The following is a 15919-nucleotide window of genomic DNA, read 5'->3' as shown; positions in this document are numbered from 1 at the left end:
TAAGAAGCAGACAAGGATGGAAACGGGAAACCGCCCAACGACGGAGTGACTCGCCACGTGAAAACACTTTTCTTCCATTTAATTTTGGATATCTCCTTTAATTTAGCTGTGTAATTAATGCCCATTATCAGGATAATGCCCTTAAGAAAAATTTAAAACCGCTGCGCAAAGAAGGGCTATAGGCGGCCGTAGTCTAGTCTGGATCAGGACGACGGCCCCCCATCCATTGAGGGGGATCGCCGTAGATCGTGGGTTCAAATCCCACCGGCCGCATCAGTGCTATGTTGGATTAAATATTTCTAATAGATTAATACCTTCAGGGGCCTGCCTTATCGTGAGGAATTAGGCTTTCGTTATTGCCGGTAAATTGGGGACATCATAATTTAAATATTTATCTTAACAATTATGAAATTAAGCTAGGCAACCGCGTTGAGTATCGACAATAAGCATGGTATGGAATTATCCTCCAATTTCTGGGAAGCTGGATCAAAATTTTTAAACAAATAATTTAATGCTTCATTATGGCAATCAATTACATGATGTACGCAATATATGCACTACTACAAACAATAGTAACGCCAACCAGGGGACCCAGCGCGGCCGGCGTAGGCCTATTATTGTTCAGAGTACTATATGGAATAGCGCTGCTACCTCATGGCATACCTAAGATGCCTGGATCACGCATGAGAAAACAACTAAGAGACGGAATGAGACAAATGGGAATAGCGCCAGCTCTCTTTGACTTAGCCGCAATAATAGAGTTCTTCGGATCTATACTGATAATGCTTGGATTATTAACTGGTTTCACCGCAGCTGTACTCACTATATACTTCATAGCGCTTGTCATCGTCAGCTCTACCAAGATGAAGAAGCCCTTCCCAACAGGCATGAGCCCAGGATGGGATCTAGATTTCTTGTTCTTCATAGGAGCACTGCTGCTATTGTTAACGGGCGCCGGACCATATTCGATAGATGCATTGATATTGCACATGGCATGATCAAATAGCAGGGATGGATATTTTAGATTATTTATTTCATTTTCATCTGACTTAGAAGAGGTCAGAATTAAATGCAGAAAAACGTTATATTTTCTTGCTAAACTGTAATGGCATGGATGGAATATCCACGCTCGAAATGAGAATCCTTGATAAAAATGCCGAATATTTAGGCATAAGCGATAGAATATTGATGGAGAACGCGGGAAAGGCCGTCGCCGATGCCACGTTAAGCAGGTATCCCACTGCCAACAATATAACTGTGGTAGCGGGGTTAGGCAATAATGGAGGCGATGGTATAGTGGCCGCTAGGTATTTGCTGAATAGCGGTAGAAATGTTATCATAATATTGCTGGGCAGGGTCAGCGATGTCTCTGAGGAACCGGCGGCGACGAATGTAAGGTTATGTAATAACCTATTGAGGTGCAAGATAGTAGAGGCGCGTGACGAGTATTCTCTATTGATGAATCAAGACTTGATATTGAGGTGGCCTCACGTGATAATAGATGCTGTTTTGGGAATTGGGGTCAAGGGTAGATTGAGGCAACCGCATGCAACTGCAATCGATTTAATGAATATGTCTCCCGCGCCGAAAATAGCGGTTGATGTTCCAAGCGGCCTGGACTCGGATTCAGGCAAGGTATGGGATAAAGCGGTTAAGGCGGCAGTGACCGTTACAATGCATAAGGCAAAACGCGGCCTGCTCTTAGATGATGCCAAGAGCTTTGTGGGGGAATTAATTGTGGCTGATATAGGAATCCCCAAGGATGCCGAGCTGCTGGTGGGCGCTGGCGACATGCTGGTGCTCAACTATGGGAGGGACGCTAATTCCAAGAAGGGAGACAATGGTAAAATAATGGTGATAGGGGGGTCCAAGTATTATACGGGCGCCGTGATGTTCACTGCATTATCGGCATTAACCATGGGAGCGGATTTGGTGAACGTATATACCCCACGCGATGTAGCGCACGATATACGGAGCAATAATCCCAGCATAATAGCGATTCCAATGGAGGGGGATTCCCTGGATAATTCCCACGTGGAGTCATTAACGAACGAGATGGAGAAATTCCACGTAATAGCCATAGGGCCTGGTTTAGGGCTATCGGCCGAAACCCAAACAGCCGTTCTAAGGCTGTTGGAGAACGCGATGAGGCTGGGCAAGAAGGTAGTGATAGATGCGGATGCAATAAAGGCCGTGGGAAATGCCGGTAGGCTGGACCTATTGAAGGGGGCCGTGGTTACTCCCCATGCAGGTGAATTCAAGAGCCTCTTCGGCATCGAAGTCCCAACGGACCCTCTGGAGAGGGGAGAGGTAGCCAAGAGGATCGTTGCCGAAAAAGCTCCTGGCACCATAGTATTATTAAAAGGCAATACGGATATAATAACTGATGGTTCTAGGTTGAGGCTAAATAAGACCGGCAATCCAGGAATGTCCATAGGAGGAACAGGGGATGTATTAACTGGGGTGACTGCATACTTAGCATTTAAGGTAGGGGACCTAATGGAGGCCGCCTCGCTGGCGGCATTCATAACGGGACTGGCAGGCGATTTAGCGGTTATAGATAAGGGCTTTCACATTACTCCCCTGGATGTTGTGGAGAGGCTTCCCAAGGTATTGAGTATGTTCTACGATATAAGGAGGATCGCTGTTAATTCCCTGCATCCACAAGTTCACGGTTTCCTCGATGCTGCCGGATCCTTATGATGAACCCCCGGCCGATTCCCTTCAATTCATCTGGCGAAATAAGCAGGCGGCCCACCGCCACTAAGCTCCCTGTTTCATCTCGCACGGCTATATCCATACCTGCCCTGGCATTCACTATCTTGATTACCATCGATTTAGGCACGTTTCTTCCCTTCATTATGAAGGGAACTGCATCGCTCTTCACAATGGCGTGGGAATCTATGAACTCAGCGCCCAGAATAGTTGGCAACAAGTAACCATCGCTTGCCCTTATTGTGAAGGCCAGCTCTCCATTATAATACAATTGCCTGATCCTGTTAAGGGCCACGTTGTATTCCACCATCAAGTCGCCCCCGGACAATCTCTCCACGACTTTATGGCCATACTCGTAGCCTATTATTGATAGGGCCCTGCGTATTAAGTAGGGATCCCGCGTCTTCATTAAATTCACCCAACTGCGTGTATGGTAACGTAGTTGCTGTCCACCAGATTAGAAAGAAGCTGCGTGTGGACTTCCCCTATGACTTGCTTACCTGCTCCCAATTCCTTCAGTAGGGATGCCAAGATTGAGCTTGACTTCTCGTCCAAGCAATAATCCATGTTATCCACAAGAATTATGCTGCCCGACTCGCTTGCCATTAATTGAGCTGAAATCGTCAATATATTCTTCAGACTACAAGGTAGCTCCCCACCCATTACTTCATTGCCATTCTTATCGACATATGTTATCCCAATCCCATCTCCCATCAAACCCGCGCGTAGCCTCCTATATCCCAATTGATCCAATGCCTTTCTTAAGAACCGCATTTTACCATCCATTTTAGGATCCATGCTTAGCCTCGCCAGAACTTCCGCGGTATGCTCGCCATGGCTACCCACCCACTTCTCTCCGCTTACTCTGGAAACTGCAGGAAAATCAAAATATGGACCCAAGTAATAAACCCTTAATTTTCCCACTTGATCGGCGAGGAATTTAACGGCATCTATGACAGTCTCATAGAGGGATGCAAATTCATCTATCAACTGAACCGCATTGCTGCCCCTTAATGATAATCCATCAATGGATAGAAATAATCCCCCATCCTTCACCTCGACGTCCAGGGGTACCTTTATGGAGCTGCCCTCATTACCCCTCCTCGCCACCAATAGGGTTCCCTTATCCGTTTTAACGGCTTGCTCCACATCATTTCCACGCCGCGATGCCGATATGGTGATCAAACCATCGATGGTCGGCAAATTAGCCGCCGACAATCTATCGTTTATCCTGTCAAGCCTCCATTGAGATGTATTAAACGTTAATTCCACACTTCCATTTGGCATCAAGATCAATCCCAAATCACTGCCTACCCCGGATAGAAGCCCATATATTGTCTTCAAAACCAATGATTTACCGATTCCCGGAAATCCCGTGATTAAGGTAATAGGAGATAGATCCAGTTCTTTCTCCACATCATTTGCAAACCTTGATCTAACCTTGACCAGCATCTACCTACTCCAGGTAAGTCCAATTATAAACTTGCCTTTGCCATAATGATGAATTACTACCTAAGATAGAGAAAGACAAGAGAAATTTATTTTACAAGAGAGAAGAGAGTGAAAATGTGAATTACGCGAAGCCGCTGAGGAACTTGCCTGGATGCAGCTTTAACCATTCCTTGGAGTCTACCTTGAACGAGTGCTCTATCTTCTCCCTGTGGAAGTTATTCAGCGTGCAGAACGGCACTATCCTGCCATCGGGCTCCGCGTAGTGGATATCGCATCTCTGTATCCTCTGTACGTCGAAGTTCATGGTGTCCATGAAGTGCATTATGCCAAGTCCAACCACATTCATCATGAACTTGCCCAAGGACTCGTAGCTCTTCGATATCAATACATCTTGTAGCAAGTCCTTAACTGCCTTGTGCTTAACATGTCTGAGCAACTTCAGCGTCTTAACCTTACCTACCTGAGTCCAGACGCCGCCCTTAGCTGCAGTATTGTATATATCCCATATATCCTTCTCGAACGCATCAACGTCGACCAGTTTAGTGATCGGCACTATATCGTCCTTATCCTCATCATAGTATATGAATGTGGAGGCACCGCACACGGGATTGTTGGTGAACAAGGGCTTCGGCTTTCCCGTGAGCGCCTCCATCATCTTGCCCAACGCCACCGGCCAATTAACGGGGCGCCAATCCCATCTGCTTATCTTTCCTCCAGTCTGCTTCTCCACCTCTATTATTACATCGGGAATCGTTATCCTGAAGTTCCTGAGCTCCTCCTTGCTATAATCGGTCTTAGCTCTCCCCGAGAAGGAAACGGGTTGAACATTTATCCACCTAACTACATCCCTGTTCTTTATGGCGAAGTCCAGTATCTCCCCTATGTCCTTCTCATTGTAGTTCTTAGCCATGGTCACTACCAGCACTATGGAGTGGTGGTTTAACTTTCTCGCATTCTCTATCACCTTGTTCTTCAACGCAGCATAGGCCTTTGGATCATAGAGCCTATGCCTCCACACGCCCTTATTGGTTGGATTTATAGTATCGAATTGCAAGTAGAGGGTAGATATACCGGCATCCAGTAGTTTCTTGTAGAAGTCAGGCTCATTGGCAACCCTTATCCCATTAGTGTTGACCTCAACATGATCGAACCCCAGCTTCTTGGCCATGCTGACTATCTCCGGTAAGTCGTTTCTGATGGTGGGCTCCCCGCCGCTCAATTGTAAGGCATTTGGAGCCCATGGCTTCTCATTTCTCAACGTCCTCATCATGTACTCTATCTGCTCTAGGCTTGGCTCATACACGTAGCCCGCCGCAAAGGCATTGGCAAAGCACACCGGGCATTTCATATTGCATCTATTGGTCACATCTATTATTGCCAAGGCGGTGTTAGTCTTGTGAACCGGGCAAAGACCACATCCGAAGGGGCAACCGCCTGCCTCCTCATAGTAATCGAGGGTCGTGTTGGGATTGGCAACTCCCTTTCCTATATAATCAGGATTATCCCACTGCAGGAAGTAGTAATACATCTCGGCGTCTCCCCAGTACATATCCGTGAAGGTTCCGTGCTCAGGGCATGTCTTTTGGAGCCAGATAGCGTTGTTCTCCTCATAGACTACCATTGGTAATTGCCTGTTGCATACCGGGCAAACAGATGTGCTTGTCTTTATTACGCGAACTCCTTGGGGCAACTTGAATTGCTTCTTCCAGTTCTCCTGTATTTTCTCGTTGAAGAGTATCCTCTTATAGCTCTCCGGCATCTTGAACCTAGATATGTCCACCAGCTTAGTGGTGGTTTCCTCGGCCGCCTTAACCACGGTTGTTGTTTCCGTCATTAAACCGATAATAAGCGATGCACTTAAAAACTTTATACCCTACTGATACTCTCAGTTGTATGAGCTACGACGAGCTAAAGAGACTGGCAAGGATGATAGGATATTCATCATATCAATTAAAGGCATACATGGCTTTGGTGGAGCATGGTCCCTTGCCAGCAAAGGAAGTCGCCAAGCTGGCTGGGATCCCATCCTCCAAGGTATATACCGTCCTCTCTAGCTTAATCAGAGATGGGGTTGTGTACTCCGAGCAAGGAAGGCCGCTCAAGTTCGTGGCAAAACCTCCCCGGGAGGTTTTCTCAACAATAACTGAGAAATTGAATAATTACATAGAATCCACGCGGCCATTGATAGACTCGCTTCAATTAATATATGAATCAAACAACCCAAGCAGGGTAATGGCGCAAAGCGATGTCTTCTTCATTGTAAAGGGATTGGAGAGCACGAAGCAGCTTATGTGGAAGGCGCTGAATGCTCCATCCATAGATATCGCTATTCCCTACGCCGATTTGCTGGATAACGAAGCCATAGCAATGATAGATAGTGTATCCAGAGATAGCGAGGTAAGGCTATTGGTAACGGAGGACCTAATAGACCGCGCAAAGAGATTACCGCCAAGGATCGTATCTAGAACTCGTAAAAACATGTTCGGTGCAGGCATAATAGGAGACGGCGTGGTTCTGGCAGTCAGGTACGATAACTCATATCTAACCCTTTACTCAATACAAGATTATCTACTGGACATAGCTAAGACATATTTCAATTCGCTTTGGAAAGATGCGATGCCCATAGCTATTACGTGAGCCAATATACCCATCTATACGCCGAGGGGAGTCTATGAGAGATTAATCAAAATCAACTTGTCGAGAACGAGCTAGTCCATGGGGAGTACCTTTGCCATGAATATCTTAGATCCATTGCAATTCCGCGTCGATAAAATTTCAATTACCTTAACCTTAGTTCCCTGGGATAACGTCGATGAATCGGGGCATTTCACGTCAGGGCAATTGCAAGCGGATGAATCATAAGTAACTATCATGCCTTCCACTACGTATCTCAGCTTCAGGGGAACTATTATGGGATCCTCCACTACTGCCACAGGCACCATATTGTCCCCAGTCAATAAACATTTGAACGGTGAGGGAAGGCTAAGTGGCTTAGTGTCAATTATCCTATATGTCCTGCCCGGTCTCAATCTACCCATGCATATATCATACAATTTACATCTATGACACTCATCAGGTATGCCGAATACCTTAAATGAGCTACCCACAATAGCCTGCTCTTTACCTATTAACGTTATCCTTGTCCTATCATAATCCATATACGTATACTATACGTATACTTCTTATAAAGCTACCCAGGCTAGACAGAGGCGTAGTTCATGGCGATTACCGATCATGTATGCAGCAGTATTTAATATCCTCCCTGAACAGATCCTGACCTAAACGAAAGGGACTAATCCTCACCCTGAAGCGCCTAGCCAATAGAAAACAAAATAACCTAAGAGATGAAATCAAGACTTCATTATTTACTTATTGTAGTAACCACTAAGAGGCTCTAGCTGACAGTCTCCTCGCCTTTTGGGGTTTCCCGGGGTCTGGAGGGGGGTTGGGGGTCACTGCCCTTTGTGTGCGTTGCTCGCCTTCATCCTTACAATCGGCATTGCGGGGGAAAGCCGACCCTCACCCCCAAGGAATTGACGAACCGAAAGCCCAACACAATGCCCCCTCCCTCCCCCTCATATCCAAGCTTTACCCCACCCCAAAGGACGGAACTTTACATTAGCGTTATCAGGGAATCCTTCAGGGTGAGGGAGGCCAGCTGGCGCTGGGCCTAAATCCTAAGGCAATTTATGAAGCAATGAACGGGATTAGTATTATCTGGGGCGATAAGTTGCTGGGAAGAGATTATTTCTTATTGTATGGCTTTCATGCAAACCGATGCTTGCTTAATTATATTGATCAATAGCCCTATCATTCGTTGCGTATCTTCTTCATTTAATTGATTGATCAAATCAGATAACGTGGCTTTCGGTGCATTTGCTATCGCGTCGATATCCAACGATGGAGAGATGCAGCCTATTAAGGTTGATAATAGGATTATGGTAGCTGGATTTACCTTACTTAATGCATCCAATAACTGGGTTGCCTTATGAATTAGATCTATTACCTTGGGTTCCATCAATAGCTTTATCAGCTCCTCGAATTTAGTGGATGCATCGGCTTCCGCCAGCAAACCTATTCCAGATGCGTTTAATTTATCGTTTATGGACTTCAACAGCTCCATTATCTCCTTGATCTCTCCATCGCTGGACATGGAATTGGATTCTCTATGGATTTTAATAAAGTTGTCTTCCTAGAGGACAGGTTGTAGGATGCGGGATGAGGATGATGGTAATGGGGGCCTGTCGTGTTGTTCCTAGGATGGGATAGAATTGATTCGCAGCCTTAAAGGTAATGGCGAGAAGAGGCGGGGCAGTGCCATTGTTCAATTCACGAGACGCGAGCTTTAGCATGATAAAAGGGCAATCGCTCTTTAGGGCAGGAGTCAGGGATAATGAAGGGTCAGTTACATAAATTCTAAGGCATTGCTCATAGATTAGTGGGAATCATGGGGTCTTTTTGTCATATTGGAAACGAATAATAAGGGGAGATCCTATCGTTCGTTTAATGAGCAAGGTAAATCCAGTGTTATATAGGTTCGTCAGGTTTTGCTTGAATAGGGCCTATGCATCGATTGATTTCAAAAAGCTCGATGCAGACAGGAGATATGCGATAGATGTATTTGTAGATTCAATAAAGAATAGCGAGGATTCATGGAAATCGGTGGATGATTTGATAACCTTCATCAAAAATGAATTGCCCAACTTATATAAGACAGCATTAACTGCGGTTCCCAAGGATATACTAGATAAATTAGTCGATTCCTTCTTCAATAATTGCCTAGAGTTGGACGAAGTTAACACGGATAAGAAACTCAGCGCGACCATCAAGGAAGTCCATGATGTATTGAAGAAGATGGAGCCCACTAGCTCAAGTGCGGCTTCAGAATCCCCCTCTTATTAAGTTCAATTCTGAAATAAACAATTCCGGATAAGTATAAAAAGGTATTATATTCGAATTAGACCTAAATGAATGTAAGGAGTTTACGTGCGTCTCAGGACAATGGGAATGGATATGATTATTCCACTGCTCCATCTGCTCAGCCAACTTATTATGACAGTAACTACTACGGTAATAATTATTATGATCCCTATGCATCCACAATGTATAGCTATAGCCCATATACCGATAGAACGCCCACGGGCATTCAATACCTAGATACATATATATTGCAAGGTGGATTAAAGAAGGGAGAAGTTTACTTGGTGGCAGGAGAAGCCGGAATGGGTAAGACCATTTTTAGTTTGCAGTTCTTGAAAACGGGCGCCGAGATGGGTGAGACTGGAATATACATAACAGTGGATGAGCCAAGCGAGGATGTGAAGCGAGGCGTTCAGGATGCATTGGGTTGGAATTTGGAGCCTTATGAGCAGCAGAATAAGCTGGTCATGCATGATTTCAGGACGCATTTCAGACTTTATGCTAGCGATGATAAGCTATCCATAGATCCCAAGAATATAGCCAAGATATTGGTGGAGACCGTTAGGAAGTACGGCGCGCAGCGAGTGGTGATAGATCCCATTGCTCCATTATTGATAACTAGCCATCAGGATGTGCTTTGGATAAGGGAGTACATGCGGGAATTGGTATTTAATCTGAAGAAGTTAAAGGACGTCACGACGCTGATAACGTCGGAGATACCAACTGGGGAAACCACTAAGATAAGCAGGTTTGGAGTGGAGGAGTACTTGGCAAGCGGCGTGATAATAATGCACCTGTATGAGGACGAGAGAACCCATGAGATATACAGAGTCATGTATATAAGGAAGATGAGATGGATGAGGGTTCAACCCATAAAATTGGCCTTTGATATATATGAACCATATGGAATCTTAATAAGGGGTAAGCTATCTCAAGTCCTGGCGGCCCAGTACCAGCCTCAATACGAGCAAGCGTATTAATAGGCGATTTTGATGAAGGACTTGACGGATTCGCTTAGCAAGTTAGTCGATAAAATAAGGGGGGCAAGTCATATAGATGAGGAGACGCTCAAGGAAGTATTGAAGGATTTACAGAGGGCATTGTTGAAAGCCGATGTTGATGTTAAGTTGGTCTATGAGCTCACTAAATCCATAGAGGAAGAGTATAGGAAGGAGGAGCCGCCCTCCGGCATATCCAGTAAGGACTATCTGCTTTACTTGATCTATAATAAATTGATATCAATTATGGGAGGAGAGACCGAGGCCAAGGTGGAGTTAACCAAGCGACCATACGTTATACTGCTGGTGGGCACCGAAGGGAGCGGCAAGACAACGTCTGCTGGAAAGATGGCCTACTGGTTTTCCAGGAAGGGGTATAGGGTTGGATTAATAGAAACGGATACCGTGAGGCCGGGGGCTCATGATCAATTGAGGCAGTTGGCCGAGAAATTGAATATTCCATTTCACGTAGATCCCAACTCCAAGGATGCCGTGGACATAGCCTTGAAGGGCCTTGAGAAGATGAGAAAGGAGAAGGTCGATTTGATAATAATAGACACCGCTGGTAGGCATAGAAATGAAGAGGAATTGATGAAGGAGATAAAGGAGATATATAATGCTGTGACGCCCGATGAGGTAGTATTAGTGATAGACTCAACAATGGGAAAACAAGCCGCGGCTCAGGCTGAGGCATTTAATAGGAACGTGCCAATAAATTCCATTTTCTTGACCAAGATGGATAGCACGTCGCGGGGCGGCGGTGCATTGGCCTCGGTGGTAAGGACTGGCGCCAAGATAAAATTCGTGGGCAGCGGCGAGTATTTGGAGGATGTAGAGCTATTCAATGCGAAGAAATTCGTCCAAAGGCTGCTCGGCATGGGTAACCTAGAGGAATTAATGGAGAGAATGAAGTCCATTGAGGAAGAGGACCAGGTATTGATGGAGTTAAGCGAAGGCAAATTCAATATGCTCACATTCATGAAACAACTGGAATCCATGACCAAACTAGGGCCATTAAGCAAGCTCTTGCAGATGCTTCCCATGACCATGCTGCCGGCTCCCATGAGAAGCCTTAATGACGATCAATTGGAGGATGCGCAAATTAGGATGAGGCGTTGGCTGGCGGTGATGCGATCCATGACTAGAGAGGAATTGATGGATCCAAGCGTGCTCGATGCATCCAGGATAAAGAGGATAGCCCTGGGCTCGGGAACCACTCCGAAGGACGTGCGTGAACTGATTCGGCAATATGAATTGATGAAAAAGATGGTGGGCGAATTAAAGAGAAGCCAGAGACGCTTAGGCAGATTCATAAAGCAGTAATGGCACCGGCGCTGTTCTGATGCGCGAGTTCATCTTAATTACATCCACGCAATCAGCATTGCAATACATAGGACTACATTCCAGATTCATTCAAGGAGCCATGATGGTCTCCCATGGTTATAGGCACAATGTAAATATCTACCTGGTATTCATGGATAAATCCAGGTATATGTTGATTAAGAGCGATGCAGTGAGAAGGATATTGCCCGATGAATCGAGCATTGCATATTTGATAAAGGATTTTTTATCGGGTGAGGCTAGGAAAGGAATCATAATTGGAGCCACGGAGCTACGTGATATATTAAGGAGGGCCCCTCAACCCATATTGATAATTCCTATGGTACGGGAATGTAATTCCCACGTGAGACTTGACCGGGATTTTACGCTCATCGCTAATTACTACTCCCCGGATTTAGACTCATTACTGTGCAGCAAGGGATTTGGGTTAAGCCGCATTTCCCTAGATCAAGCCTCCATAATCGTGAATTACGCGGCAGATAATGGCCTGGAAATACGTTAATGAGCCTCCTACTTCGCCGTTCCTTAAGTCACTAATCACCTCTTCGAGACTGGTTATTCCATGAATTGCGCATTATATATGCGGCCGGCAAAGCATTGACCTAAGATCTATATATCTTCCCCAACGACTGAGTCCCCATACAAGTTCTAAGCATCGTGCAGTAAACGATGATTGCAGAAAGTTAAATTGGTTGAAAAGGCATTCAAGGCCGGAGGGAACAATAAGGTTTAAAACGATACATGCAGTGCCTCCCCAAGTTGTCGAAGATAATGCAATATTTTCCCTATGATTCGGCCAGGAAGCCACAGGAAAAATTGATAGAATCCATATTGTATGCTTTAGATGAGGGATTAAACGTAGTGGTGGAGGCTCCAACTGGCGTTGGAAAAACCGCTGCTGCCTTGGCATCAGCCCTTTCTTATGCGATGGATAGGGACTTAGACGTGATTTACCTGATAAGAACCAAGAACCAGGCCCAGGCGCCTATGAGGGAGCTGTCCAAATTATTGGAGAGGAAAGGCATAGCTATTCCTTACGTGCTGCTAAGGAATAGAGCGGATATGTGTTGTCTCACCTCTTCAAAGAAACTGGCATATAAGGATTTCTTAATGGAATGCAATTACCTCAAGTCTCAACATGAATGTCGATATTACGAGGGAACTATGAAGGGAGTACCGGAGTCCTTAATACAGGGAGTAAAATTGAGCTCACCGTCAAGTTACGTTAGGAGGTTCTGTGCGGCCGGTCTTTGTCCATACGATTCATCGCGTATGCTGTCCAACAAGGCCAGGTTGGTGATATTATCCTATTATTATTTGTTTGCGATGAATAGGCCGGAGACCGTCGATCTTAACCTGGAGAGCTCCATCTTGATCGTGGATGAGGTACATAACCTTCCTTCATCGATAATCGATTTAAACACGGTTCAATTAACTGAGTATACCATACGTGCATCGATAAATGAGGTAAAGCAGTACTTGACTGATGAAGAGGCCAGGATTAAGGCCATGTCATCGCTTAAGACTCTTTTAACTATGTTTAGAAAGTTAAGGGAAAAGATTATGGAGGATGAAGAATCATTCAAGGAGAAACGCATAGATGCATCGGATGTCTTGCCGTATTTTGATGGCATAGATACATTAAAGGCGATTCACGCTGATATAATGCAGGGGAAGAGAACCAAGGGGTTGCAATTCTTCTCATCGCCGTTGACTGAGGTATTGGAGTTCTATTCATTCATAATAACCAAGCTTCAGGGCCGTGGGCTATTCTATAAACCCAGCAAGGAAGGCGATGCGGTGTTAAGCAAATTGCTGGATCCATCCATAGTGAGCGGCGAGGTATTCAAGAAGGTTAATAAATACATATTGATGAGTGGTTCCCTTCCTCCCGTAGATTACATTAAATTGATGCTTGGATTAAGGGATGATTATCGATTGGTGAGGGTTCCCTTGAATGAATATATAAGCATGGATAATATAAGGGCCGTAATATATCCAGCCGTCACCACTAAGTATGATATGAGGGATGAATCCATGTATTCCAAGATAGCTGAAGCAATAGAGTCTTTGTTCAATTCAACCAAGGCTGGGCTTTTGGCGGTTTTTCCATCATATGATGTCATGAAGCGCGTTAGAAAATATATTCATTCGCGCAATGTAATAACCGAACTGTCCAGCACATCAATAGATGGCGTCATGGATAAGCTGGCCGATGATCCGCATCAATTGATATTGGGGGTGGCTGGCGGCAAGTTAATAGAGGGAATAGAATTTAAGGTAGGCGATAGAAATGCGGTGGATACCATCGCTATAGTGGGCGTTCCATACCCTGAGCCCAGCGACTTTCTTCAAATGATATTGAATGGTTTGAGCGCTAAGATAGGCAATAGGCAATTGGCGTGGCACATAGTATATACATGGAATGCATTAATTAAGGTAAAGCAATCAATAGGAAGGGGAATCAGGTCGGAGAGGGATAGGGTATACGTCGTTCTAATGGATGATAGATTCGCCCAGAATAAGGCATTATTTGATGAGTTGAAAAGCTATCTAAGCGACGTTGCGGTAATAGACGAATTGGGAAAATTAATCGATGATGCGAAATCATTCAATAAGCATTGAATTAGCATTGAATTCAAGATGGTGGAATCAGAAGCCATAACTATATAACTTGTTATTTAACGATGAATATAAATATTGAGTTAAATGATTTTGAAGAGTATTAAGCATTGCAAGATAAGCTTTATTAATGAGAGGAAGCAAGCGGCATGTGGTCAAGGTACTGCTAGATAATGTGACTAAGGTATTCGGCAAGGGAAAGAAAACCGTAGTGGCGTTGGATCACATAAGCCTGGAAATAAAATCGGAGGAATTCTTCGTTATACTTGGCCCCAGTGGGGGAGGCAAGACAACCACGCTAAGATTAATAGCCGGCTTAGAGGAGCCGACGGATGGGGAAATATGGATAGGAGATAAGCTGGTGGCGTCCGCATCGAAGAAGATATTCATTCCCCCAAATAAGAGGAACGTCGGTATGGTATTCCAAAATTGGGCTCTTTATCCTCACATGAAGGCATTCGATAATATAGCATTCCCCCTCAAGATAAAGAGGGTTCCTAAGGATAAGATAAATAGCAAGGTAATGGAAGTGGCCAAGATGCTTGAGATAGATAAAGTACTGGATAGATATCCGCGTCAACTATCAGGGGGACAACAACAGAGGGTAGCATTGGCTCGTGCCTTGGTCAAGGAACCTCAAGTGCTCTTACTGGACGAGCCCTTCAGCAACTTGGATGCCAGATTAAGGGCAACGGCTCGTGCCTTGGTCAAGGATATACATAAGAAGTTCGGCATAACATCAATCTTGGTCAGCCATGATCCAGCCGACATGTTAAGCCTAGCCGATAGGGCGGGGGTTATATTTAATGGAAAAATGAATCAAATAGGAGTCCCAATGGATCTCTACGACAAGCCCGCTAACTTAGCAATAGCCAATCTTGTAGGCGAGATAAATATAATAGAAGGCACCTTAAAGGGCGGGGAGTTCACCGCTAACGATCTATTAATTCGCCTTCCCGTGAAGTCCGATCTAAAGGCCGCGGTTCTCGGCATCAGGCCTGAGGATATGTCCGTGAAGAAGGATGAGGAGGTCTCGCCGGGCGAGTCTCCCCTTGGATGGGGAGTAGTCAGGATAAGCGAGTATGCTGGGGGTAAATTCACGGTAGTGGTTGATATAGGAGGCAACACCTTGAGGATATCGGCCTCGGCGCCCATTCCACGAGATGAGAAGGTATTCGTGGTAGCGGTTACAAACAAGATAAAGATTTTCGATAAGGAAACCGGCATCAATATTTTAAATGAGGAGCAGCGATCCCAATAAATGGACTTGGATGAGTTGCCCAAAATTGTGGATGCGCTCTGCTTGCTTCCCAGGATAGGCTGGGTCAGCAGGGGAATAATGAATCCAGAAACCGTGGGAAGGCACTCCCTTCTGGCCGCATTAATCGCCGCTCAACTCGCAAAATCGTTGGGCTTGGATGTTGGACGGGCCGCATTGCTGGCACTAATACATGACGTGGCGGAATATAGATTAGGCGATGTGGTTAGGGATGTGAGGGAAATAGATATGTCGTATTGGCGCAGCATGGAGCAGGGGATAGCGAGGGATCTGGGATTAGGCGAGGAGTTCGAGGAGTACTCCATGGGCGACAGCAAAGAGGCCAAGGTAGCTGCCATTAGCGATAAATTGGCGACCTTTCTAAGGGCATGCATTTATGCAAGGGAGAATGCCTCTATCATTCCCTTGATCAAGCGTTATGCCGAGATGATAAAGCCAATGCTGGGTTCCCTGGGCGGGGAGGCAGCGTTGGAGATCGAGGGCGTCATTAGAAAATGCTTATTGAATTATTCTATTCATATGGATTAGGCAATTTTTAGGCAGGTTCTATTCTAGATTTACCAATATGTTTAAAGCAAGGGAATAAAAATGC

15 protein-coding genes and 1 tRNA gene are annotated in these 15919 nt (G+C 45.2%); 11 read left to right on the top strand and 5 right to left on the bottom strand.

Annotated elements, in window-relative coordinates:
- Window positions 1-182: 182 nt before the first annotated feature.
- The 3 genes from ACZ5ZS_RS01695 to ACZ5ZS_RS01685 all read left to right on the top strand — a co-directional run bounded on the left by ACZ5ZS_RS01695 (window position 183) and on the right by ACZ5ZS_RS01685 (window position 2703).
- A tRNA-Gly gene (locus ACZ5ZS_RS01695) sits at window positions 183-273 on the top strand.
- Between the two features lie 248 nt (window positions 274-521).
- Window positions 522-998, top strand: a complete 477-nt coding sequence (locus ACZ5ZS_RS01690) for a DoxX family protein (RefSeq protein WP_229657673.1) — start codon at window positions 522-524, stop codon at window positions 996-998.
- Between the two features lie 112 nt (window positions 999-1110).
- Window positions 1111-2703 carry an NAD(P)H-hydrate dehydratase gene (locus ACZ5ZS_RS01685; protein ID WP_188596171.1) on the top strand — a complete coding sequence of 531 codons (1593 nt, stop codon included), beginning with the start codon at window positions 1111-1113 and terminating at the stop codon, window positions 2701-2703.
- Here ACZ5ZS_RS01685 and ACZ5ZS_RS01680 read toward each other — a convergent pair.
- The 3 genes from ACZ5ZS_RS01680 to tes form a co-directional block, all read right to left on the bottom strand.
- Complete coding sequence (locus tag ACZ5ZS_RS01680) at window positions 2648-3124, bottom strand: PUA domain-containing protein (RefSeq protein ID WP_188596170.1); 477 nt, start codon at window positions 3122-3124, stop codon at window positions 2648-2650. The two genes, ACZ5ZS_RS01685 and ACZ5ZS_RS01680, sit on opposite strands and share 56 nt — an antisense overlap.
- Before the next feature lie 5 nt (window positions 3125-3129).
- Window positions 3130-4167: a hypothetical protein gene (locus tag ACZ5ZS_RS01675; protein ID WP_188596169.1), complete on the bottom strand. Its 1038-nt coding sequence runs from the start codon at window positions 4165-4167 to the stop codon at window positions 3130-3132.
- Window positions 4168-4288: 121 nt separating this feature from the next.
- Complete coding sequence (tes, locus tag ACZ5ZS_RS01670) at window positions 4289-6001, bottom strand: tetraether lipid synthase Tes (protein WP_188596168.1); 1713 nt, start codon at window positions 5999-6001, stop codon at window positions 4289-4291.
- Between the two features lie 59 nt (window positions 6002-6060).
- On the opposite strand from tes, the gene ACZ5ZS_RS01665 reads away from it, so the two are divergent.
- Window positions 6061-6804 (top strand): TrmB family transcriptional regulator, encoded by a 744-nt coding sequence (locus ACZ5ZS_RS01665; protein WP_188596167.1) that lies wholly within the window; start codon window positions 6061-6063, stop codon window positions 6802-6804.
- Between the two features lie 71 nt (window positions 6805-6875).
- Here ACZ5ZS_RS01665 and ACZ5ZS_RS01660 read toward each other — a convergent pair whose 3' ends face one another.
- Window positions 6876-7325, bottom strand: coding sequence for a UPF0179 family protein (locus ACZ5ZS_RS01660; protein ID WP_188596166.1), 450 nt, complete (start codon window positions 7323-7325; stop codon window positions 6876-6878).
- A gap of 593 nt (window positions 7326-7918) precedes the next feature.
- Window positions 7919-8320 carry a DUF1641 domain-containing protein gene (locus ACZ5ZS_RS01655; protein WP_075058994.1) on the bottom strand — a complete coding sequence of 134 codons (402 nt, stop codon included), beginning with the start codon at window positions 8318-8320 and terminating at the stop codon, window positions 7919-7921.
- Window positions 8321-8673: 353 nt separating this feature from the next.
- Between ACZ5ZS_RS01655 and ACZ5ZS_RS01650 the strand changes: the two genes are divergently transcribed.
- From ACZ5ZS_RS01650 to ACZ5ZS_RS01620, 7 genes are all read left to right on the top strand, one after another.
- Complete coding sequence (locus ACZ5ZS_RS01650; protein ID WP_188596165.1) at window positions 8674-9069, top strand: hypothetical protein; 396 nt, start codon at window positions 8674-8676, stop codon at window positions 9067-9069.
- A 200-nt stretch (window positions 9070-9269) separates the two neighbouring features.
- On the top strand, window positions 9270-10067 hold the full coding sequence (locus tag ACZ5ZS_RS01645) for an ATPase domain-containing protein (protein WP_188596164.1): 798 nt from the start codon (window positions 9270-9272) through the stop codon (window positions 10065-10067).
- 12 nt (window positions 10068-10079) lie between these two features.
- On the top strand, window positions 10080-11408 hold the full coding sequence (locus tag ACZ5ZS_RS01640) for a signal recognition particle protein Srp54 (RefSeq protein WP_188596163.1): 1329 nt from the start codon (window positions 10080-10082) through the stop codon (window positions 11406-11408).
- Window positions 11409-11427: 19 nt separating this feature from the next.
- Window positions 11428-11928, top strand: a complete 501-nt coding sequence (locus ACZ5ZS_RS01635) for an RNA methyltransferase (RefSeq protein WP_188596162.1) — start codon at window positions 11428-11430, stop codon at window positions 11926-11928.
- A gap of 257 nt (window positions 11929-12185) precedes the next feature.
- Window positions 12186-14051 (top strand): ATP-dependent DNA helicase, encoded by a 1866-nt coding sequence (locus ACZ5ZS_RS01630; RefSeq protein WP_188596161.1) that lies wholly within the window; start codon window positions 12186-12188, stop codon window positions 14049-14051.
- A gap of 148 nt (window positions 14052-14199) precedes the next feature.
- Entirely contained in the window at window positions 14200-15309 is a 1110-nt protein-coding gene (gene glcV, locus ACZ5ZS_RS01625) for a glucose ABC transporter ATP-binding protein GlcV (protein ID WP_188596160.1), read from the top strand.
- A complete protein-coding gene (locus ACZ5ZS_RS01620) occupies window positions 15310-15855 on the top strand; it encodes an HD domain-containing protein (RefSeq protein WP_075059000.1) in 546 nt (181 codons plus the stop codon).
- The last annotated feature ends 64 nt before the right edge of the window (window positions 15856-15919 follow it).

This window comes from Thermocladium modestius (assembly GCF_055398215.1).
This window is presented reverse-complemented; position numbering and strand designations above follow the sequence as displayed.